General features: G+C 53.4%; 20 protein-coding genes and 7 tRNA genes. 7 read left to right on the top strand and 20 right to left on the bottom strand.

Annotated elements, in window-relative coordinates; genetic code table 11:
- Positions 1–193 precede the first annotated feature (193 nt).
- The 15 genes from REH51_RS14725 to REH51_RS14655 all read right to left on the bottom strand — a co-directional run bounded on the left by REH51_RS14725 (position 194) and on the right by REH51_RS14655 (position 7,397).
- Positions 194–412, bottom strand: a complete 219-nt coding sequence (locus REH51_RS14725; RefSeq protein WP_009722595.1) for a helix-turn-helix transcriptional regulator — start codon at positions 410–412, stop codon at positions 194–196.
- Positions 413–498: 86 nt separating this feature from the next.
- A complete protein-coding gene (locus REH51_RS14720) occupies positions 499–1,158 on the bottom strand; it encodes a hypothetical protein (RefSeq protein WP_009722594.1) in 660 nt (219 codons plus the stop codon).
- Positions 1,151–2,434 (bottom strand): tyrosine-type recombinase/integrase, encoded by a 1,284-nt coding sequence (locus REH51_RS14715; RefSeq protein ID WP_498936175.1) that lies wholly within the window; start codon positions 2,432–2,434, stop codon positions 1,151–1,153. Before REH51_RS14715 ends, REH51_RS14720 begins: the two co-directional genes overlap by 8 nt.
- Before the next feature lie 160 nt (positions 2,435–2,594).
- Positions 2,595–2,682: transfer RNA gene (locus REH51_RS14710), tRNA-Ser, on the bottom strand.
- A gap of 93 nt (positions 2,683–2,775) precedes the next feature.
- Complete coding sequence (locus REH51_RS14705) at positions 2,776–3,294, bottom strand: YiiD C-terminal domain-containing protein (RefSeq protein ID WP_009722592.1); 519 nt, start codon at positions 3,292–3,294, stop codon at positions 2,776–2,778.
- A 13-nt stretch (positions 3,295–3,307) separates the two neighbouring features.
- Positions 3,308–3,868: a nitroreductase family protein gene (locus tag REH51_RS14700; RefSeq protein ID WP_009722591.1), complete on the bottom strand. Its 561-nt coding sequence runs from the start codon at positions 3,866–3,868 to the stop codon at positions 3,308–3,310.
- Between the two features lie 47 nt (positions 3,869–3,915).
- Positions 3,916–4,752 carry an NADPH-dependent 7-cyano-7-deazaguanine reductase QueF gene (gene queF, locus REH51_RS14695; RefSeq protein ID WP_009722590.1) on the bottom strand — a complete coding sequence of 279 codons (837 nt, stop codon included), beginning with the start codon at positions 4,750–4,752 and terminating at the stop codon, positions 3,916–3,918.
- A 54-nt stretch (positions 4,753–4,806) separates the two neighbouring features.
- The gene (locus REH51_RS14690; protein WP_498936173.1) at positions 4,807–5,580 is read right to left on the bottom strand and encodes an ABC transporter permease; all 774 of its coding nucleotides are present in this window, start codon (positions 5,578–5,580) and stop codon (positions 4,807–4,809) included.
- Positions 5,577–6,539 carry an ABC transporter ATP-binding protein gene (locus REH51_RS14685; RefSeq protein ID WP_009722588.1) on the bottom strand — a complete coding sequence of 321 codons (963 nt, stop codon included), beginning with the start codon at positions 6,537–6,539 and terminating at the stop codon, positions 5,577–5,579. The genes REH51_RS14690 and REH51_RS14685 overlap by 4 nt, the downstream gene beginning before the upstream one ends.
- A 264-nt stretch (positions 6,540–6,803) precedes the next feature.
- Positions 6,804–6,878 (bottom strand) — tRNA-Gly (locus REH51_RS14680).
- Positions 6,879–6,911: 33 nt separating this feature from the next.
- Positions 6,912–6,987 (bottom strand) — tRNA-Glu (locus REH51_RS14675).
- A 21-nt stretch (positions 6,988–7,008) separates the two neighbouring features.
- Positions 7,009–7,083: transfer RNA gene (locus REH51_RS14670), tRNA-Gly, on the bottom strand.
- Between the two features lie 26 nt (positions 7,084–7,109).
- Positions 7,110–7,185, bottom strand: a tRNA-Glu gene (locus tag REH51_RS14665).
- 21 nt (positions 7,186–7,206) lie between these two features.
- Positions 7,207–7,281, bottom strand: a tRNA-Gly gene (locus REH51_RS14660).
- A gap of 40 nt (positions 7,282–7,321) precedes the next feature.
- Positions 7,322–7,397 (bottom strand) — tRNA-Glu (locus REH51_RS14655).
- A 323-nt stretch (positions 7,398–7,720) separates the two neighbouring features.
- On the opposite strand from REH51_RS14655, the gene REH51_RS14650 reads away from it, so the two are divergent.
- The 5 genes from REH51_RS14650 (at position 7,721) to htpX (ending at position 13,217) form a co-directional block, all read left to right on the top strand.
- Positions 7,721–9,307 carry a gamma-glutamyltransferase family protein gene (locus tag REH51_RS14650; RefSeq protein WP_498936171.1) on the top strand — a complete coding sequence of 529 codons (1,587 nt, stop codon included), beginning with the start codon at positions 7,721–7,723 and terminating at the stop codon, positions 9,305–9,307.
- A 137-nt stretch (positions 9,308–9,444) separates the two neighbouring features.
- Complete coding sequence (msrB, locus tag REH51_RS14645; protein WP_009722586.1) at positions 9,445–9,843, top strand: peptide-methionine (R)-S-oxide reductase MsrB; 399 nt, start codon at positions 9,445–9,447, stop codon at positions 9,841–9,843.
- A 119-nt stretch (positions 9,844–9,962) separates the two neighbouring features.
- A complete protein-coding gene (ylqF, locus tag REH51_RS14640; RefSeq protein ID WP_009722585.1) occupies positions 9,963–10,916 on the top strand; it encodes a ribosome biogenesis GTPase YlqF in 954 nt (317 codons plus the stop codon).
- Between the two features lie 55 nt (positions 10,917–10,971).
- Complete coding sequence (locus REH51_RS14635; RefSeq protein ID WP_009722584.1) at positions 10,972–12,219, top strand: pyridoxal phosphate-dependent aminotransferase; 1,248 nt, start codon at positions 10,972–10,974, stop codon at positions 12,217–12,219.
- 92 nt (positions 12,220–12,311) lie between these two features.
- Complete coding sequence (gene htpX, locus REH51_RS14630) at positions 12,312–13,217, top strand: protease HtpX (protein WP_009722583.1); 906 nt, start codon at positions 12,312–12,314, stop codon at positions 13,215–13,217.
- A 94-nt stretch (positions 13,218–13,311) separates the two neighbouring features.
- On the opposite strand, the gene pdxB is transcribed toward htpX, so the two are convergent.
- Entirely contained in the window at positions 13,312–14,487 is a 1,176-nt protein-coding gene (pdxB, locus tag REH51_RS14625; protein WP_009722582.1) for a 4-phosphoerythronate dehydrogenase PdxB, read from the bottom strand.
- Between the two features lie 84 nt (positions 14,488–14,571).
- On the opposite strand from pdxB, the gene REH51_RS14620 reads away from it, so the two are divergent.
- A complete protein-coding gene (locus REH51_RS14620; protein WP_030070186.1) occupies positions 14,572–14,853 on the top strand; it encodes a WGR domain-containing protein in 282 nt (93 codons plus the stop codon).
- A gap of 73 nt (positions 14,854–14,926) precedes the next feature.
- Here the strand turns inward: REH51_RS14620 and REH51_RS14615 are convergent, their stop codons facing one another.
- From REH51_RS14615 to REH51_RS14605, 3 genes are read right to left on the bottom strand one after another with little or no spacing between them, the layout of a single operon-like run.
- Positions 14,927–15,262 (bottom strand): glutaredoxin family protein, encoded by a 336-nt coding sequence (locus tag REH51_RS14615; protein WP_009722580.1) that lies wholly within the window; start codon positions 15,260–15,262, stop codon positions 14,927–14,929.
- A 19-nt stretch (positions 15,263–15,281) separates the two neighbouring features.
- Positions 15,282–16,931, bottom strand: coding sequence for a bifunctional 23S rRNA (guanine(2069)-N(7))-methyltransferase RlmK/23S rRNA (guanine(2445)-N(2))-methyltransferase RlmL (gene rlmKL, locus REH51_RS14610; protein WP_498936169.1), 1,650 nt, complete (start codon positions 16,929–16,931; stop codon positions 15,282–15,284).
- 54 nt (positions 16,932–16,985) lie between these two features.
- Entirely contained in the window at positions 16,986–17,504 is a 519-nt protein-coding gene (locus REH51_RS14605; RefSeq protein WP_498936167.1) for a THUMP domain-containing protein, read from the bottom strand.
- Positions 17,505–17,846: 342 nt separating this feature from the next.
- On the opposite strand from REH51_RS14605, the gene rmf reads away from it, so the two are divergent.
- On the top strand, positions 17,847–18,056 hold the full coding sequence (rmf, locus tag REH51_RS14600) for a ribosome modulation factor (protein ID WP_009722578.1): 210 nt from the start codon (positions 17,847–17,849) through the stop codon (positions 18,054–18,056).
- Between the two features lie 71 nt (positions 18,057–18,127).
- Here rmf and REH51_RS14595 read toward each other — a convergent pair whose 3' ends face one another.
- Positions 18,128–19,141, bottom strand: a complete 1,014-nt coding sequence (locus REH51_RS14595) for a quinone-dependent dihydroorotate dehydrogenase (protein WP_009722577.1) — start codon at positions 19,139–19,141, stop codon at positions 18,128–18,130.
- Positions 19,142–19,195 lie beyond the last annotated feature (54 nt).

Here is a 19,195-nt window from a genome sequence, read left to right as displayed (position 1 = left end):
GTACGCAGGTGTGCAAGACCGGACAAATAGGAATCCGGCAGGCCGAAGCCTCCCACGCACAGTCCACCATAATTGACGGGCATAAAAAAAACGCCGTCATGGTGGGCGCTGTTGCGCCTATTTGAATTCGGGCTTGCACACCCGGCTGACGATTTTGCGCCAGCTCTCTTTAGAGTAATTGCATAGGTTCGCATTAGCAAGCCTCCTGCTGGGATTTTTCCCATGCTTCGAGGTCGCTCAACTTCCAGCGAGTGCAATTACTGCCAAGTTTTATCGACTTTGGGAAGTTGCCTTCTTTTACCCAGCGATGAATTGTTGCTTTGTGAACACCATAACGGTCTGCACTTTGCTTATCGGTTAAAAACTCGCAGCCTTGGCGCGGTGTTGTCTGGGGTTTGGTGGTTGCAGCCATGCTTATAGCCTCGCTTGTGTGTACAAGGAGTAGCATGGTTGCTTTAACTTGAGGTTTGGCCCTAAACAACAGGGCTTAATTTAGGGTTACTCTTTTTGGCTTGACCGATGCATAAGCAAAGTTGAGGGATAGGCACTCTCCCTCCATTCTTTCTCAAGTGTCGCCTGACCTACGTTAAACATCTTTTCAGCACGCTCAAATACATTACCGTGCACAGCTTTACGGCTTAGTTTGTTTTGTTCCGGATCTTCTGAACACCAGTGATAAATCATAAACAACGCAGCACGAATTTTATCAAAGTTAGGCTTTACCTCACCTCGACCTTTATGGATTGCAAGGTCTTTTGCTCCGAACTCCCCTAAGTAGCGGTCTATCTTACGAACATACCTATCTGACGCACACGCTAATGTTTCAATGGCCCAGCGACTTAATGGAACCCTCATAGAACGGGCTCGATCTACTTCACTTAGCGCCGCGACAATGTGACCTTTTAAGTCTTCTTTTTCATTTCCATATTCTTCGTTGAAAAAGTCTTGGCTACTTTGTTGAGCACGCTGCACCGTATCGTTTAACAATATGGAACCGCCCAACTGTCGAGAGCCTTTTTTAGCCCTCCCCCCTATAATATAGCTATACAACACAACGGCCATTTCTTCGTTACTATCATCATACCCAATAAGATGGTTTTCTAAACGATCTAATACAGCTTCTAAGTCGGCCTGAATTTTATCTAAGCTATCATCCATTGTTAGCCACCTCTCCCCGGATCGGAGCGACGTTCGCAGCGCCAACAGTTGCAGGCGTAGTAACAAAATCCGCCCACTGATTCATAACTCGGGCACGCTTGGCCAACATATCGCCGCGACGGTACGCAGCCTCAGCACCGTTTTTGATGGTGTGTGCCAGCGCCATCTCAGCAATATCGTGTGGGGTGCTAGTGCGCTCAGCCATCCAATCACGGAAGGTAGAACGGAAGCCATGAACCGTTGTGCGGTGACTTTCCCCCATGCGCTTAAGTAGTGCTGTCATGGCGGCGTCAGATAACGGCTTACCCTTAGGGCTAACAAATAAACGTTCTGTTTCTTTTGGCTGTGCCTCAAGCAGCTTAATAGCAGCCGGGGCCAACGGTACCCGATGCTCCTTACCTGCTTTCATTCTTTCAGCGGGTATTGTCCAGGTAGCGGCTTCGAGGTCGATTTCCTGCCAAGTGGCGCCACGGGCTTCGCCGGATCGGCAGCCCGTTAATATTGTGAACGCGAGGCAGTTGGCCGCATCGCCTGTGCGATTAGAAAGCGCTTTCCAAAAGGCGGGCATTTCGTCGATAGGTAAGGCGCGATGGTGCTCTACCTTCGCTACTTTGTTGGGTGAAGGCAGGATATTATCTAGGTTGCCTTTCCAGCGTGCCGGGTTGTCGCCGCTGCGGTGGCCATTAACGGTTGCCCAATTCAACACCGCTTCGACGCGTTGCCTAACGCGGGTTGCTGTTTCGGTTTTGGTTTCCCAAATCGGCTGCAACACTTCTTTAATGTGCACTAGCTCAATATCTGAAACAGCCATCTTACCCAGCTTGGGGTAGGCATAAGCGGCTAGGGGGCTTTCCCATTGTTTGCCGTGCTTTAGGTTGCGCGCTTCTGCCTGCTTAATCTTAATAACAGCGCTGGCGGCATCTTCAAAGGTGATAAGTGCTAATTCAGCAGCACGGCGGGCTTGGCTGGCGGCTCTGCGCTCGGTGACAGGATCGACGCCAGCATCTAGCTTTTCACGCACTAAGCGTGCTTTGTCTCTGGCTTGGGCCAAAGTGACGGATGGGTAGCTACCAAGGCCCATATCGCGCCGTACTTTGTAGGGCTTGCCGCTTGTGGCATATCGGTTTTCCCCGGTAGCGTAGCGAAGTATCCACGACCTGGCACCAGCAGACGTAACCCGCAGGTGCAAACCATCCACCTCCCCCACAGAATGAAGCCCAGGTTCACTAAGCCGCTTTACTTCGAGTGCAGATAGCACCTTTGATTTTTTCGGCATTTCTTCCCCCAACAGCAAAACCAACATCCTACCCAACATAGATTATGCGATTGCATACGATTCGATGCAAGCCCATAAAACACCATGCAAACGTAAGGCATTGTTTTCAGGGGAGCAAACACAAAAAAGCCCGCTGATAGCGGGCTTTTTCGAAGGATTCTGGCGGAGGGGGAGGGATTCGAACCCTCGAAGCCTTTCGACTTACACACTTTCCAGGCGTGCTCCTTCGACCACTCGGACACCCCTCCGCGTTTTTGCTCGATTGTTAAGGCGTTGCCTTTCCCAACAGAACGGCGCATATTCTATGGTCTAAGGCCTAAAATAGCAAGCCTTTTAAAGATTTAAGCAACAGGCAGTACAGCGTAGCGCCCGTTGGCTTCCAGGCAGAGCGTGTCGCCACAGTAGAGCTGCTGGGTGAGTGCAATGCTGCCCTTCCCCCGCGCGTTAAGCTTTTCCGCTAGCTGCTCAGGGCCTTGGGGATCGCTGGGGGTGCAAATAATGCGGTAGTCGCTAGTGACTGGCGCAAGAAAGCGCTGGCTGGCTTCGGCCACTACCACATCTTGCGCCCGCCCTTGGGCACGTAGCCATAGCGTTACCCAACACCAGCCCTGCAGCGTTGTTTGCGCCGTTAGCGCGCCGCCAAAACCTGTGCCTTTATCGTTTAGGTTCGGGTTAAGCGCCAGTTGCCACGTCAATGACCCGCCCTCTTGAGAGGTGCATTGGGACATACTCTGAATACCCAGTGCACCCACCATGGGAATCGCCTCCCCTAGCCACTGCTGAAAGGCGGCAAGGTCTTCATGAGCCTGAGGGAGTGGCAAACGGGGGTAAGGCATACCCGGTTGGCGTGGCTGGCTCATCACCTGCTCCTCGTTAATCCCAACGCTCTACAAAGTCAGCTTGATTATGCTGTGCTATTGGCTTGTGGCGACCTGCTAAGCTGCCCAGATAGATAAAGGCGACCACCTCGTCATTTTCATCTAGCGATAGGCCTTTACGCACTACGGGGTCAAAGGCGTACTTACCGCTGCGCCACATGGCACCTAATCCTAGCGCGTGGGCGGCCAGCAGAATACCGTGGGCGGCACATCCGGCTGAAATCACCTGCTCCATTTTCGGCACACCAGGAATATCCGGGGTGACCTTGGCGATCACGGCAATGATCATCGGCGCACGTAGCGGTTTTTTACGCGCAGAATTTAGCGTGTCGTCGCTGGCACTGGGGTCTTCTTGAAACTCTGCTTCTGCGAACAACTCACCCAGGCGCTCGCGCCCTTCACCGATAAATTCGATAAACCGCCAGGGGCGCAGCTCTTTATGGTCTGGGGCGCGCAGCGCGGCTTGGTAAATAGCGCTGAGCTGTTCGGCACTGGGCGCAGGCTCAGTGAGTTTCCCCATAGAGCTACGTTCGTGAAGCAGCGTGAGTGCGTCCATTATGACTCCCTTTTTATTGATCGTTGAGCGCTAGGTTAGCGCCGTTGCTACTGCCTTGCTAGGCGCAAGGGGCTGGGCGCCGTTAAACCAGGCGTTGCTCGCCATGGGCTGATATCTAGCCCACCACGGCGCACATAGCGTGCCAGCACCAGTAGCTCTTCAGGCTTGGCCAACTGCATCAGGTCGGTAAAAATATGTTCGACACAGTGTTCGTGAAAGTCCTGGTGCTGACGATAACCGATTAGATAGCGCAGCAGCCCTTCACGGTCGATTTTAGGGCCTTTGTAACGAATGAGAACACTGCCCCAATCGGGCTGGCCGGTCACCGGGCAGTTAGATTTAAGCAGGTGGGAGTACAGCGTCTCTTCGACGATCTCTTCGCCTACCACCAAATGCGCGGCGCTGGGGGTGTAATCACTGATGTCGATATCCAGATCATCCAGGCACTCGCCCGGTAGGCGCTGGGGGGTAAGCTCACTGTCGTCCACCGCCAATAGCTCTACGCTGACGCAAGCGCCCGCCGCGACGGCTAGATCGCGAATAAGCGTGCTTTGCACCTCTTCTTGGCTGACAAAGCGCGTTTGGTTAAGACTATTGAGATAGAGCTTCCAGGATTTGGACTCAATCAGGTTGGGCGAATCAGCGGGCAAGCGAAAACGTGCAACCGCCACGATGGGCTTACCACGGCCGTTCAGCCACGACACTTCAAAAGCGTGCCACTCATCTTCCCCCACAAACGGCAGCTTACTGTCTTCGATGCCCAATGGGGCACGGTTTGCAGCACGGGGAATAGGATACAAAAGTCCAGCGTCATATTGCTCTGGGTAAGCGGAATCGCGCCCCAGGGGCGCGTGTTCTAAGGTATCAGGGCGGTGGTGTGCCATTACTGGTTGCTCTCTTGATTAGTAGCGTGCCCTCTACTGGGCGTTATCACACGTTTAACTGCGAATGCCTTTGCCGCGGTCTAGCATGGTGAGTGCCACCATAAACAGCACAACGATAAAGGCAAAGATAGCGGTTAGCGCCCAGACGACCGGAATATCGGAAACGCCTAAAAAGCCGTAGCGGAAGACGTTCACCATATACAGTATTGGGTTAAGCATGGAGACGCCCTGCCAAAAATCGGGCAGCATCGAAATCGAGTAAAACACGCCGCCTAAATACGTCAGCGGAGTCAGAATAAACGTTGGCACGATGGAGATATCATCGAATTTATTAGCCAACAGTGCGTTAATAAAACCACCAATGGAAAACAGCGCCGAGGTCAGCACCACCACCAGCACCGTGAGCAGCGGATGCTCGACGGTTAAGCGGGTAAAGAATAGCGATACCAGCGTAACAATTAACCCACCCCCTAGGCCGCGGGCCATACCACCCAAGATAAAGCCGGATAAGACCACCCAATTGGGCATCGGCGAGACCATCATTTCTTCAATAGAGCGCTGAAACTTATTGGAAAAAAAGCTCGACGCCACGTTGGAGTAGCTATTGGTGATCACCGACATCATGATCAACCCTGGAACAATGAAGTCCATGTAGCTGAAGCCATCCATATCACCAATGCGCGAACCAATTAAGTTACCGAAGATGATGAAGTACATCGCCATGGTAATTGACGGCGGCAGCAAGGTTTGGGGCCAAATCCGCGTAAAGCGCTTGATCTCTTTAAGCACTAAAGTCCACAGCGCGATAAGGGTTTGCGTTGCATTCATGCCCGCGCCTCCTGCTGCTCACGTTGATCAATCGCTTGCTGGCTGCTTTCCACCATGGAAACAAACATCTCCTCTAAGCGGTTGGCGCGGTTGCGCATGGAAACTACGGTTAACCCCTGTTCGCTTAAGGCACTGAACACATCATTGAGCCGCTGCCCACGATGAATTACCAGCGCTAGCTGGGAAGGCTCGATCTGCTGAACTTCAAACCCTTCAATAACGGGTGCTTGCTCTACCGGCGCAGACAGGTCGAGCAGGAAGGTTTCAGTGTTCAGCTCTGTCAGCAGTTCACGCACGCTGGTGTTACGCACAATTTCGCCTTGATTGATAATGGCGATATTGCGGCACAGGCTCTCGGCTTCTTCGAGATAGTGTGTCGTGAGAATAATGGTGGTGCCTTCATCGCGGTTAATACGCCGCATGTATTCCCACATGCTGCGGCGCAGCTCAATGTCTACGCCTGCCGTTGGCTCATCAAGAATCAACAGCTTTGGGCGGTGCATCAGCGCACGGGCAATCATCAGGCGACGCTTCATACCGCCAGAAAGCATACGCGCACTGCCATTGCGCTTGTCCCACAACCCAAGGTCACTGAGCAGTTGCTTGGCACGAGGCAGCGCCTCTTTACGGGTCATTCCGTAGTAGCCAGCCTGAGCCAGAATGATATCAATGACCTTTTCAAACTGATTGAAATTGAATTCCTGGGGCACCACGCCAAGCTGGTACTTGGCTTTTGCGAAGTCTTTATCGATGTCGATACCAAAAATCGACACCTTGCCTGCTGATTTCTGCACCAGCGAGCAGACCACGCCGAGGGTGGTCGACTTACCCGCTCCGTTAGGCCCTAACAAAGCAAAAAAATCGCCCTGCTGGACGTCTAAATCAATACCTTTTAACGCTTGAAAGCCGTTGCCATACACTTTTGTGAGGCCACGGATAGACAATGCCGGTTCGGCCATGAATATGTCCTGTCAGCAAATGGGGAGCACAAGAAAAACGAGCTAGATAGAGGGATATCGGGGCATCCGTATATTTTTTCAAGTCGCCCGAATGACAGCCACGCAAAAATATCGCCGATTGATGTGCGATACAGTGTTCAAAAAAACAAAGGAAAACAAGCAAAAAGGAGGGATAAGAAAAAGTGTTTGCTTGGAGCGGGAAAAGAGATTGATCGGACTGGCGCTCCAGCTCTCGACCCTTGGCAAATATGTAAAACCGTTGTATGGAGCGGGAAAAGAGATTCGAACTCTCGACCCTCGCCTTGGCAAGGCGATGCTCTACCACTGAGCTATTCCCGCGTACAACAAACAGTGCTACAAAAAAGTGCGAGATGGCGTCCCATAGGGGGTTCGAACCCCTGTTCCCGCCGTGAAAGGGCGGTGTCCTAGACCACTAGACGAATGGGACGCTGTAAGCATATTAAATGCTTGGAGCGGGAAAAGAGATTCGAACTCTCGACCCTCGCCTTGGCAAGGCGATGCTCTACCACTGAGCTATTCCCGCTTAATCTGTATTACTCGCAATCGGATTGGCGTCCCATAGGGGGTTCGAACCCCTGTTCCCGCCGTGAAAGGGCGGTGTCCTAGACCACTAGACGAATGGGACACTGTAAGCATACTAAATGCTTGGAGCGGGAAAAGAGATTCGAACTCTCGACCCTCGCCTTGGCAAGGCGATGCTCTACCACTGAGCTATTCCCGCAATTCCGATACCTTAACGACTTTTTATCCTAAAAAACAAGTGGCGTCCCATAGGGGGTTCGAACCCCTGTTACCGCCGTGAAAGGGCGGTGTCCTAGACCACTAGACGAATGGGACGTTTCATTGCCTCGTCGAGGTGGCGCGTATATTACTCAGCCCTTTGCGGGCTGTCAAGCAGTCTGAAATCAAAACGTTTTACTGGGAGCGAATAACACCACCGAGGCGGTCGAATCTGGTGCACTGATTCATCAAAATGCTTCTTTTCAGTGCACTAGCTGGTTTTTCATGCACTTATCAAAGGCTATAAACGCCTTAAAAATCTTTCATCTATAATAAAATCGATTTTCTGGCATACGGCTTGCTACCTTATCAGCGATCACGGGTTTATTTGGCGATCTGGCGCCAATAGCTGGTGACCACAACTAAACAAGGAACTTGCAATGCTCCATACCCAACGTAGTTACGGCGGCAGCTGTGTAGCCCCTCATCATCTTGCCGCAAGCGCAGGGCGTGATGTGTTGAAACAAGGAGGCAACGCAGTAGAGGCTATGGTCGCTGCAGCAGCTGCGATTGCCGTGGTGTACCCGCACATGAACGCGCTAGGTGGCGACGGTTTCTGGCTCATTCACGAACCGGGCAAAGCCCCCGTTGCCATTGATGCCTGCGGCCCTGCTGCTCAGCTTGCTAACAGCGAATTTTATGCAGGTGCGACGCATATTCCTAAGCGTGGCCCAGAGGCCGCACTGACCATGGCGGGCACCATCAGTGGCTGGCAGGAAGCACTAGAGGTAGCCGCTAGTGGGGGAGATTCGCTGCCACTTTCTACACTGCTAAGCGATGCCATTCGCCATGCCGACGAGGGTGTGGCTGTTTCCCAGAGCCAGGAAACATTAACAGCCAAACACCTGGAGCGACTAAGCCAAAGCCCCGGTTTTAGGGATGCATTTCTGATTGACGGCCAAGTGCCCCGGGAAGGTCAACGCCTTCGCCAACCACGACTAGCGGCCACACTAAAACGATTGGCAAGCGCCGGACTGGATGATTTTTACCGAGGCGAACTTGCCATCAGCATGGCGCGCGACCTGGAAGCGCTGGGCAGCCCGCTTCGCTTAGACGACTTCCACGCCTACCACGCTCAGCAGGTCACTCCCCTTCATGTGCGTCTGCAAGATGCCACGCTATACAATCTGCCAGCCCCTACCCAGGGTATGGCATCGCTGATGATTCTGGGTATTTACGAACGTATTAAAGCTATCGAGCCGAACGGCTTTGACCATCTGCATGGCCTTATTGAAGCGACCAAGCGGGCCTTTATGTTGCGTGATCGCTACGTCACCGACCCTAGCCGCGTGCCTGCTCCCCTGCAACAGTTACTTAGTGAAGAACGCATTAGCGCAGAAGCCGCTGAAATCAATACCTCGCAGGCCCTCCCGTGGCCTCATGTACCCGCATCTGGCGATACCATTTGGATGGGAGCCGTTGATAGCGAGGGTCGTTCGGTCAGCTTTATTCAAAGCATCTACTGGGAATTCGGCAGTGGCGTAGTACTGCCGGAAAGCGGCGTGCTGTGGCAAAACCGAGGTATTAGCTTTTCACTTAACCAGGATGATTTACGTGGCCTTGCTCCTGGCCGGAAACCTTTCCATACGCTTAACCCTGCACTTGCTACCTTTAACGATGGGCGCACCATGGTTTACGGCACAATGGGAGGAGAAGGCCAGCCACAAACCCAGGCAGCAGTTTTTTCCCGCTATGCACTGCACGGAATGCCGCTTCAGCAAGCGGTCACTGCACCGCGCTGGCTATTGGGCCGCACCTGGGGAGAATCCAGCACCAACCTGAAGCTCGAAGACCGCTTCAGCGACCGTTTGGTCGCCGCACTTGCTACGGCTGGGCACGATGTCGAAGTCATCCCTGAGGCATTCAGTGACACTATGGGCCATGCGGGCGGTATCGTACGGCATCCGGATGGCTTAATTGAAAGCGCCCACGATCCGCGCAGCAACGGCGGGGCAGCTAGCGTGTAAACACTATACTGGCGGTTTTCTTACCTTTCACACATGCTGAACCTGGGCGGGCTATCTACTGTCACTCTGCGTAGTGATACGCTAGCCTGCTTACATAAGCCTCTGCTTAACGGTAACCAGAGGGAGAGGAGACCCCCATGGCGAAAATAGAAAAATCCCCCGACGAATGGCGCAAGCAACTCACCCCGGAACAGTACCGTGTGGCGCGTGAAAAAGGCACTGAACGCCCGTTCACGGGTGATTATCAGGTCAGCGATGCCCAGGGCATTTACCACTGCGTGTGCTGCCATGCGCCGCTGTTTGAAAACGAGCATAAGTTTGATGCGGGCTGCGGCTGGCCGAGCTTTGATCGCCCACTGGGATCACGCTGCGTCGAAGAGCATAACGACGCCTCTCACGGCATGCGGCGAACTGAAGTCGTTTGCTCCCACTGCGATGCCCATCTAGGTCACGTATTTCCTGATGGCCCGCCAGACACGACCGGATTGCGTTATTGCATCAATTCGGTGTCGTTAGAATTCCATCCTGACGAGTAATCGTTACTAAACCCTCGATCAATACCAGAAAGGCGGGCGCCATCTGCTAGAATGGCAGCCCGCTTTTTTGTGCCCGCTTTTTGTGCTTGTATTTGTTTTGCGCTAATTAGGAGAAACTCATGCTCGGCTGGTTCCCCGGACATATGAATAAGGCCCGCCGCCAGATTAAGGATGCGCTGCCCGAAATTGATGTCGTTATTGAAGTACTTGACGCGCGCCTGCCCTACTCCAGCGCCAACCCGATGCTGGCCGAGCTGACTCGCCATAAGCCGGTATTGAAGATTTTGTCGCGAGCAGATCTTGCCGACCCTGAGCGCACCGCTGAGTGGGTGGCTTTTTTCGATGCTCAAGAGGATACCCGCGCCCTGGCGATTACCACTACCAATATCCGCGAACTTAAAAAAATCCCTAAACTGTGCCACGAATTGGCAGGCGCGGTACGCGCAGACAGGGATGTCCGCGTGATGGTGATGGGCATTCCCAACGTGGGAAAATCGACGCTAATCAACGGGCTTGCTGGCCGCAAAATTGCTAAGACCGGCAATGAACCCGCAGTCACCAAGCGCCAACAAAAGGTGCGTATTGATGGCCGCGTGGCACTGATCGACACCCCTGGGGTGCTATGGCCAAAAATTGAAGACCAAGCCAGCGCCTATCGTCTGGCTGCCAGCGGCGCGATTCGTGATACCGCAATTGAATATACCGATGTGGCCATCATCACCAGTGCAGAGCTTGCTAAGCGTTATCCTGCAGAGTTAACCGCCCGCTATAAGCTAAAAGCGCTGCCCACCTATGAAGCGCCAGTCGCGCAAGAGGTGGATGCTGATGGCCCGCAAAAGCCAGATTTCTTAGCCATTGCCGGTTTTGACGGCCACGCCATTTTGAAAGAAATTGCGAGTAAGCGCGGCGGCTTACGCCCCGGTGGCGAGGTCGACATACACCGCGGTGCCGAAGTACTGCTTCACGAGCTACGCGATGGCAAACTCGGTAGGCTTACCTTAGAAACCCCAGGTGATATTCCACCGCCGCCGATACAAAACGACGAAGACAGCCACCTACAATCCGACGCATAATGGGCTGATCATCAGCAGCACCCTCGGCCACAGGACATTTTGGATAATAAACCCCATGGACACCCCGCAGCCTACAGAATCACACACGCTGAAAAAATCGCACAAACTGCAAAACGTTTGCTACGACATTCGTGGCCCAGTACTCGACCATGCCAAGCGCCTGGAAGAAGAAGGCCAGCGAATTTTAAAGCTTAACATTGGCAACCCTGCGCCGTTTGGCTTTGAAGCGCCGGAAGAGATTCTCCAAGACGTGATGCGCAACTTGCCCACTGCCCAGGGCTACTGTGATTCCAAAGGCCTTTACTCGGCGCGTAAGGCGATTATGCAGGAGTGCCAGCGTAAACAGATCCCTGGGGTCGGCATTGAAGATATCTACATCGGCAACGGTGTTTCTGAGCTGATCGTGATGGCCATGCAGGCGCTGTTAAACGACGGTGATGAAGTACTGATCCCCGCCCCTGATTACCCGTTATGGACCGCCGCAGCGCATCTATCCGGTGGTCACGGTGTTCACTACCTATGCGATGAGCAGGCTGACTGGTCACCGGATATGGCAGATATTCGTGCCAAAGTTACCAGCCGTACCCGGGCTATTGTGATTATCAACCCGAATAACCCTACCGGCGCGGTCTACCCGCCTGAGGTAGTGCGGGAAGTATTGGATATTGCCAAAGAGCACAACTTGGTAGTGTTTTCTGATGAGATCTACGACAAGATTCTTTATGACGGCGTAGAACATACGGCCACGGGGGCATTGGCCGATGATGACCAGTTGGTTATCACCATGAACGGTCTGTCGAAGAGCTATCGCTGTGCGGGCTTTCGCTCAGGCTGGATGACCATTTCTGGTACGCTTGCCAAACAGCGCGCTAATGATTTCATTCAGGGCCTGACCATGCTGGCCTCGATGCGCCTGTGTGCCAACGTGCCTGCCCAGCACGCCATCCAGACCGCGCTGGGCGGTTACCAGTCAATCAATGATTTAATCCTGCCGGGCGGCCGGCTATTGGCTCAGCGAGATATTACGATAGAGAAGCTTAACGCCATCCCAGGGGTCTCTTGCGTGACGCCTAAAGGCGCGCTATATGCCTTTCCACGCTTAGATCCCAAGGTGTTTAACATTAAGGATGACCAACAGCTGGTGCTGGACTTATTGCTCCAGGAAAAGATCCTACTGGTGCAAGGCACCGCCTTCAACTGGCCAGAGCCTGATCACGTGCGCATTGTCACTCTGCCCTGGGCCGACCAACTGGGTGATGCACTTGATCGCTTTGCTAATTTCTTGTCCCGCTATCGTCAATAAAAACGGCGACTTGAAACTGACGTTAACAGCACGTATCTAAACTGTCATTCCACTAACGCTTTTTTAATGACCTTTGATGGAGAACCTGCACCATGATGCGAATTGTGCTGTTTTTAGCCACTAACTTAGCGGTGTTGCTGGTTGCCAGCTTAACGCTGCGACTGTTTGGGGTGGAAAGTTACCTAAGCAGTCAGGGCATCAACTTTACCAGCTTGCTAATCTTCTGCTTTATCTTCGGCATGGTCGGCTCGCTGATATCGCTGTTTATTTCCAAGTGGATGGCAAAGCGCTCGACCGGTACCGTGATTATCGAAACACCGTCAAATTCAACTGAGCAGTGGCTGTTGGATACGGTGGCCGAACTTTCCCGCGAAGCGGGCATTAAGACGCCGGAAGTAGGTATTTTTCCTGCTCAGCAGTCCAATGCATTTGCCACCGGTTGGAACAAAAACGATGCGTTAGTCGCGGTATCGGCGGGCCTACTCAACCGCATGCGTCCTGAAGAAGTGCGTGCGGTGCTGGCCCATGAAATCGGCCACGTAGCTAATGGCGACATGGTAACGCTGGCGCTGATTCAAGGCGTCGTGAATACCTTTGTTATGTTCTTTGCCCGAGTCGTGGCTCAGTTAGTCGATAACTTCTTAAAAAGCCGTAGCGACGGCGAGGGAGGCCTTGGTTTCATCGGTTATTTTGCCGTGGTTATCGTGGCAGAAATCGTCTTTGGTATTGTCGCTTCTGCAATCGTTGCTTGGTTCTCACGCTATCGTGAATACCGTGCCGATGAGGCAGGCGCACGCTTGGCGGGCACCGGCGCAATGGTGAATGCGCTAGCACGTCTTAAAGCGGAAACTGAAATGCCTGACCAGATGCCCGATACCCTCCGCGCGATGGCTATCACCAAAGGCCAAACCCGTTCTCTGTTAGAGCAGCTATTTGCCAGCCACCCGCCTCTGGACGATCGCATTCGCGCTTTGAAAGAAGCGGCTTACCGTCAGTAACGCATAGTTGCTAGTCGCATAACACACAAGGCCCGCAAATGCGGGCCTTGTGCTTTCTATATCACCTCACTACCAACACACCGTCACTACGCAACTAAACACACTGCACTTGAAACCCAGCCGCTAGCAATGGCGCTTCCAACATCGTTGCATCGCTCTCTAATAAAACGCGAAGCGTGGCAAACTCTCGACGCAGTGGGTAGTTGGATCGACAGTGATCAAAGCCCTTTTTGATTCCCTGGTGAAACACGTGCCGCTGCAGCGCATCGTGGTCACGGCGTACATCGTAAACCGCGCGCGCGCAAAGTCGAAGCGCTTCTTCTGTCGGCAAAGCTTGCTGCAGCGTTAACGCTGACAGCGCAGGTCGTGGGCAAAGTTCGTTAAAACCAATACTACTTGACCGCCCAATATGCTGGGCCAGCGCCTGCTGGATCATCCACGTACCGCGCAACTTGCCGTCAAGGCTATGCCCAGCAATATGCGGCGTCGCCAGCGCTACCAAGTCGCGCAGCCCTGCATCGATCTCCGGCTCATCTTCCCAAACATCCAGAATAGCCGTGATATCGCCTTTACCCGCTAAGCGGCTGCGTAGCGCCAAGCCGTCAATGCAATCACCCCGCCCTGCGTTTAGCAGCACTGTCCCAGGGGCTAGGTCATTAATACGCTCAGCATTAAGCAGTTGATACGTGGCATGAGGGCCTTCTTTCACTAGCGGGGTATGCAGGCAAACTACGTCGCAGTGTTCGATGACGCTATCCAGCGAGACAAACGGATTCGCCTCTTCTAGTGCTGCGTGATCTTTTCCAGCTCGCTCTTTTTCTGCTCGAGGCGGATCACACACCAAGGTTTCCACACCCAGTGCTTGCAGGCGCTGTTGCAAACGGCTGCCAACGTTACCAGCACCCACAATCCCCACCCTACGCGCTAGCAACGGCCCCCCTTCTCGCTCACTAATCAACAGTAGGCTACTAAGCACATAATCCACCACGGCGTCGGCATTGCAGCCAGGGGCACTAGCAAAGCCAATGCCGCGCTCACTTAATAGCGCGCGATCAATATGGTCGGTGCCAATGGTGCAGGTACCTACAAAACGCACTGAGCTTTGTGCCAGCAGTGTTTGGTTTACCTGAGTAATCGAACGCACTATCAGCGCGTCGGCATCGGCCACATCGGCGGGACGAATCTCACGCCCTGGCAAGCGCTGCAGCGTGCCAACGCGCCCAAAGCAGGCGTCAGCGGCGGGGATATTCGCGTCGATAACAAGTTTCATAGGCGTTTTCGTATCCGGGCTTTACAATACGCCCGCAACGGCTTGCTGTGCAGGCATGATCAAGAAGCAGTTAAGGAGATGGGTGTGATCGTACGCTGGGAAACCGACCATGACTATGTGTTGGTGCATATTCACCAGGATATGTTTGGCGACTGGATTTTCAGCCGCGCCTGGGGGCAAATAGGCACCCAATTTGGCGGACTAAAACACCAGCTGGCAGACACCCTGGAGCAAGCGCAAATGTGGATGGAAGATGAGGCCACCATCCAGACCTCACGAGGGTTTCGTAAGGTACTGGAGGCCGCCGATCATACGCCCGAAGGACAGGAAGCCATGCGGCAGTTATCGCTACTTGATGCGCTATAAGCGCATCAAATGCCAGCTCAGCGACCTCAAGAACTGTCTCAAGGGCTCTATCTCAAGGACTCTATCTCAAGGGCTATCCTAAGAAGCGCCGTCCGTTGCGCTGATGCGCGCCAACTGGCGGAGCATTTTCGGGCGGTGTGGTAAGTGCCGCAAGCGCAGCCTCATCCAGCCAGCCGCGCGCTTGCAGCCAAGCGCTTAGCCGCTCAAGATCAAAACCTCGGTCCAGCTCTTCTCCGCTCCCATCCATCAGAACCGGAATGCGTACGCCATAACGCTCCAATAGCGTATCGTCGTCGCTGATTTCAATGTGATGCAGCGATACCTCTTGGTTCGCCAACGTTACCACTAGCGCTTCTAACTGAGCGCATAAGTGGCAGCCTAACGTTGTATAAATCGATAGCTGAATCATAGCCGATCTCTTTTATGCCTTACGCTTTATGGCGTAGCAAAAACACATGATGCAAATTGGTCCGGCGCTGAAAATCCGGGTCAAAGGTACGCGACGTAATATCTTCCACTGCGTAGCGCTCACTGATCGCCTCGTCCAGCTTGAAGCGCCGCTGGTTGTTCGAGAATACCAGCGTGCCGCCGGGCGCAAGACGCGCCATAGCAAGCTCTATTAGCCGCGGGTGGTCACGCTGCACATCAAGGGTATCGCGCATTTTCTTGGAGTTAGAAAACGTTGGCGGATCCATAAAGATCAGGTCAAACTCGGCGTTAGCGGTTTCAAGCCAGCGGAAACAGTCATCCCGCACCACTCGGTGTAACCTTGGATCCAGCTTGTTCAGCGCAAAGTTGTCTCTCGCCCACTCAAGGTAGGTATTGGACATATCAACGCTAACACTGTCGCTTGCACCGCCCAAGGCTGCCTGCACGGTTGCCGTGGCGGTGTAGCAAAACAGGTTTAAGAAGCGCTTGCCGCTGGCCATCTCCTTAAGCAGGCGGCGCACTGGCCGATGATCCAAAAACAAGCCGGTATCCAAGTAGTCACGCAGGTTCACCCACAACCGAGCGTCACCTTCCTGCACTTCAAAGCGTTCGCCGCTGGCATCACGCTTTTGGTACTGGGCACTGCCAGTTTGCCGCTCACGGCGCTTTATATAAATCTTACTTGGATCAACGTCGAGGGCATCTGGCAGCACTTCCAGTGCATCAAACAGGCGCTTTTGAGCCTGAGCTGGGTTAATTGAGCTAGGCGCCGCATACTCTTGAACATGCACTCGGTCACCGTAACGGTCGACGGCCAGCGCGTATTCCGGCATATCGGCATCGTAAACACGGTAGCAAGCTTCACCGCTCTTCTTTAGCCACTTTTTCAGACGTTTTTGATTCTTCGTCAACCGGTTGGCAAACATCTGGGCATTTTCCGACACTACAGGCTTGGTACTGGCGCTGACATGCTGAGCCACTTCACCATCTTCTGAGGCAGATGAATCGCTATCATTATCTGGCTGGCTAGCCGTGTGATTGGCAATTTCCATCAGCAGCAACTTGGCATCCAACGCGCCATTTTTCAGCGCATACTGCTTGTGAGCACGCAGCCCCAGCCGGTGGCCAAGGTCGGGGTTGCCGGTAAACAGCGCCAGCGTCCAGCCAGGAAACAGCGCTTTCGCTTTTTCACCCAGCTGAGCGTATAAGCGCACCAGCTCGGGTAATTCGCCTAAGCGCTCGCCATAGGGTGGGTTAGTAATCAACAACCCACGCTCGGCAGTAATTGTTTCTGGCCTGGTTAGCTGACTAAGGCTTTGCCCGTGCAAGGTAATTAGCGCAGGAATGCCCGCACGCATGGCGTTGGATTTTGCTGCTGTCAATGCCGCAGGGCTTTGATCAAAGCCCACCAGCGCCGTTTTACAGCGTTTACGGCCTATCGATGCCCGCGCCTCGGCTTCGCGCTTTAACTCTTTCCACAGCGGCTCATTGTGCCCTGCCCAGCCTTGAAAACCGAAACGCTCCCGGTTGAGGTTAGGCGCTTGGTCGGCGGCCATTAGCGCCGCTTCAATCAACAACGTGCCTGCACCGCATAACGGATCTAGCAGTGGCTCACCGGCTTTTGCTCGTTCGGGCCAGCCTGCACGCACCAGCAGCGCAGCGGCTAAGTTCTCTTTCAGCGGCGCATGACCAACATCACGGCGTTAGCCACGGCGATGCAAACTTTCACCAGATAGATCAATACCCAGGCTTAAGTTAGCGCGATGTAGATGGGCATAGATGCGCAGATCAGGCGTTTTCGTATCAACATTGGGACGCTCTTGACCTGCCAGCTGCAGTGAGTCTACAACGCCATCTTTCACCGTTTGGGCACCAAACCGGGTGTGGCGGATGTGATCGCTACGGCCATGAAAATCTACTGCGAGGGTTTTGCCAGACGTTAAATGCTGCGTCCAGGGAAGTCGGGCAACCACGTCACGCACCTGCTCGGCGGTATCGATCATCGATTCCCGAGCCAGCAGCAAAATAATACGGTTAGCCAACCGCGACCACAGGCATATGCGATAGGCGGTTTCTAGCTTGGCGGAAAAATAAACGCCCGCCACGGTCGTTTTACCTGGCTCGGCTCCTAGCGCTGAAAGCTCATCAGCTAAAAGGCCTTCAATGCCTTTAGGGCAGGTTGCAAGGAGGTTTAGAGGGGCAGTTTGGCTCGACTCGGTCATGTTTATCGCCGCGCGTAAGAGCGCGATATTCCTATATATGGCAAATGAGTTTACGTCTTATGACAATTTGATGGTCGACAAGTGACCCCATCATGAGCTAACAATAAGAGTGTAGCTACTGAAAAACGCATGCGTTGTTTGTCAGGGTTCTATTAGCAACTTGCTTTCAAGACCCCTAATTTGTCGAGTCTGCCGCTTTGCCCGTTCAGCACGTGAGTGCTAGGCACTAGCGTTGAGTGGCGGCTTGCCAAAGTTAACTATCGAAATAGCACTGATGCAAATATAGCATTTTTGCCCAACGTGCTTTTCTTATCAAAGGCTTTCGTGAAAAGAGGTTAGCCAATGAAACGACAAAAACGTGATCGCTTCCAACGGGCTTATGTTCACGGCTATAAAGCGGGCATTACGGGTCGCTCCCGAGATGACTGCCCCAGTCAAGATGTCAATTTACGCGAATATTGGATGAGTGGTTGGCGTGAAGGTCGCGGTGATCAGTGGGACGGTATGACCGGTGTCTCCGGTATTCATAAAAACCCCATGGTGATGACCTAGTTTTTTTACCTTTTCAAACATTACATTTGGAGTACGGAGCCCGCTGGCAAGCGGGCTTTTTTATTGCTCAATTATTGCTGTTTCAATGCCTCGGCACACGCTTTCACTAACCCAGGGCCCTGGTAAATCAACCCTGAATAGAGCTGCACCAAGTCTGCGCCAGCGGCAATTTTAGCAGCAGCGGCCTCACCGCTATTAATCCCGCCCACGCCGATAATAGGCAGCGTTGGCAGTTGCGCGCGCAACAGGCGAATCACCCTATTCGATGCTTCAAAAACGGGTTTGCCTGAAAGGCCGCCAGCCTCTTCTGACTGAGGATCACTCTTCACGGCCTCGCGAGATACCGTGGTATTGGTCGCAATCACACCATCCAGTGCATTTCGAGCAATACTGTCGGCTACCAAGACAACCTCTTCTTCACTCATATCTGGGGCGATTTTAACCAGTAGCGGCACCTTGCGGCCTAACGCGTTGTCCAGCTCTTGGCTGCGCGATCGGATAGGCCCTAACAACGCATCCAGTTGCTCACCGAACTGCAATGTCCGTAGCCCAGGCGTATTGGGTGAGGAAATATTGACCGCAATATAATCAGCCACGCCGTGCACCGCTTCTAAACAGAGCAGGTAATCATCAAGCGCATTCTCCACAGAGGTGGCTAAGTTCTTACCAATATTGATACCCACCACCCCGTTGTAGTGGCGCTTTTTCACCTGAGCAACAAGGTGCTCAACCCCTTTGTTATTAAAACCAAAGCGGTTAATAATCGCCTCGTGACCTGCAAGGCGAAATAGGCGCGGCTTCGGATTGCCTGGCTGCGCTTTGGGCGTCACGGTGCCTACTTCTACAAACCCAAAGCCCAGCGCGCCCAGCGCATCCAAGTGATCGGCATTTTTATCCAGCCCTGCGGCAAGCCCTACCCGATTACTAAAACGCAGCCCCATCAGCTCAACAGGGTCACTCACAGGCTCACCATATACCCGCTGCACACCGCCAACCCGGTGCAGTGTATCTAACGCACCCAGCGCCAACCCATGAGATGTTTCTGGGTCGAGTCTAAACAGCAGCGAACGGGCGAAGTTATACATCAGCGAGGCTCTCCAGAGCAGTGGGCATAAAGCAGACGAGCGGACACGCTACAT

The sequence above is a fragment of the Halomonas bluephagenesis genome (assembly GCF_054790765.1).
Note: the sequence above shows the minus strand (reverse complement) of the source record. Positions and strands in the feature narration are given on the sequence as shown.

Coding starts and splice junctions, on each gene's coding strand:
- REH51_RS14725 (WP_009722595.1), bottom strand. CDS start 412: ATGGCTGCAACCACCAAACCCCAGACAACACCGCGCCAAGGCTGCGAG.
- REH51_RS14720 (WP_009722594.1), bottom strand. CDS start 1,158: ATGGATGATAGCTTAGATAAAATTCAGGCCGACTTAGAAGCTGTATTA.
- REH51_RS14715 (WP_498936175.1), bottom strand. CDS start 2,434: ATGCCGAAAAAATCAAAGGTGCTATCTGCACTCGAAGTAAAGCGGCTT.
- REH51_RS14705 (WP_009722592.1), bottom strand. CDS start 3,294: ATGAGCCAGCCACGCCAACCGGGTATGCCTTACCCCCGTTTGCCACTC.
- REH51_RS14700 (WP_009722591.1), bottom strand. CDS start 3,868: ATGGACGCACTCACGCTGCTTCACGAACGTAGCTCTATGGGGAAACTC.
- queF (WP_009722590.1), bottom strand. CDS start 4,752: ATGGCACACCACCGCCCTGATACCTTAGAACACGCGCCCCTGGGGCGC.
- REH51_RS14690 (WP_498936173.1), bottom strand. CDS start 5,580: ATGAATGCAACGCAAACCCTTATCGCGCTGTGGACTTTAGTGCTTAAA.
- REH51_RS14685 (WP_009722588.1), bottom strand. CDS start 6,539: ATGGCCGAACCGGCATTGTCTATCCGTGGCCTCACAAAAGTGTATGGC.
- REH51_RS14650 (WP_498936171.1), top strand. CDS start 7,721: ATGCTCCATACCCAACGTAGTTACGGCGGCAGCTGTGTAGCCCCTCAT.
- msrB (WP_009722586.1), top strand. CDS start 9,445: ATGGCGAAAATAGAAAAATCCCCCGACGAATGGCGCAAGCAACTCACC.
- ylqF (WP_009722585.1), top strand. CDS start 9,963: ATGCTCGGCTGGTTCCCCGGACATATGAATAAGGCCCGCCGCCAGATT.
- REH51_RS14635 (WP_009722584.1), top strand. CDS start 10,972: ATGGACACCCCGCAGCCTACAGAATCACACACGCTGAAAAAATCGCAC.
- htpX (WP_009722583.1), top strand. CDS start 12,312: ATGATGCGAATTGTGCTGTTTTTAGCCACTAACTTAGCGGTGTTGCTG.
- pdxB (WP_009722582.1), bottom strand. CDS start 14,487: ATGAAACTTGTTATCGACGCGAATATCCCCGCCGCTGACGCCTGCTTT.
- REH51_RS14615 (WP_009722580.1), bottom strand. CDS start 15,262: ATGATTCAGCTATCGATTTATACAACGTTAGGCTGCCACTTATGCGCT.
- REH51_RS14605 (WP_498936167.1), bottom strand. CDS start 17,504: ATGACCGAGTCGAGCCAAACTGCCCCTCTAAACCTCCTTGCAACCTGC.
- rmf (WP_009722578.1), top strand. CDS start 17,847: ATGAAACGACAAAAACGTGATCGCTTCCAACGGGCTTATGTTCACGGC.
- REH51_RS14595 (WP_009722577.1), bottom strand. CDS start 19,141: ATGTATAACTTCGCCCGTTCGCTGCTGTTTAGACTCGACCCAGAAACA.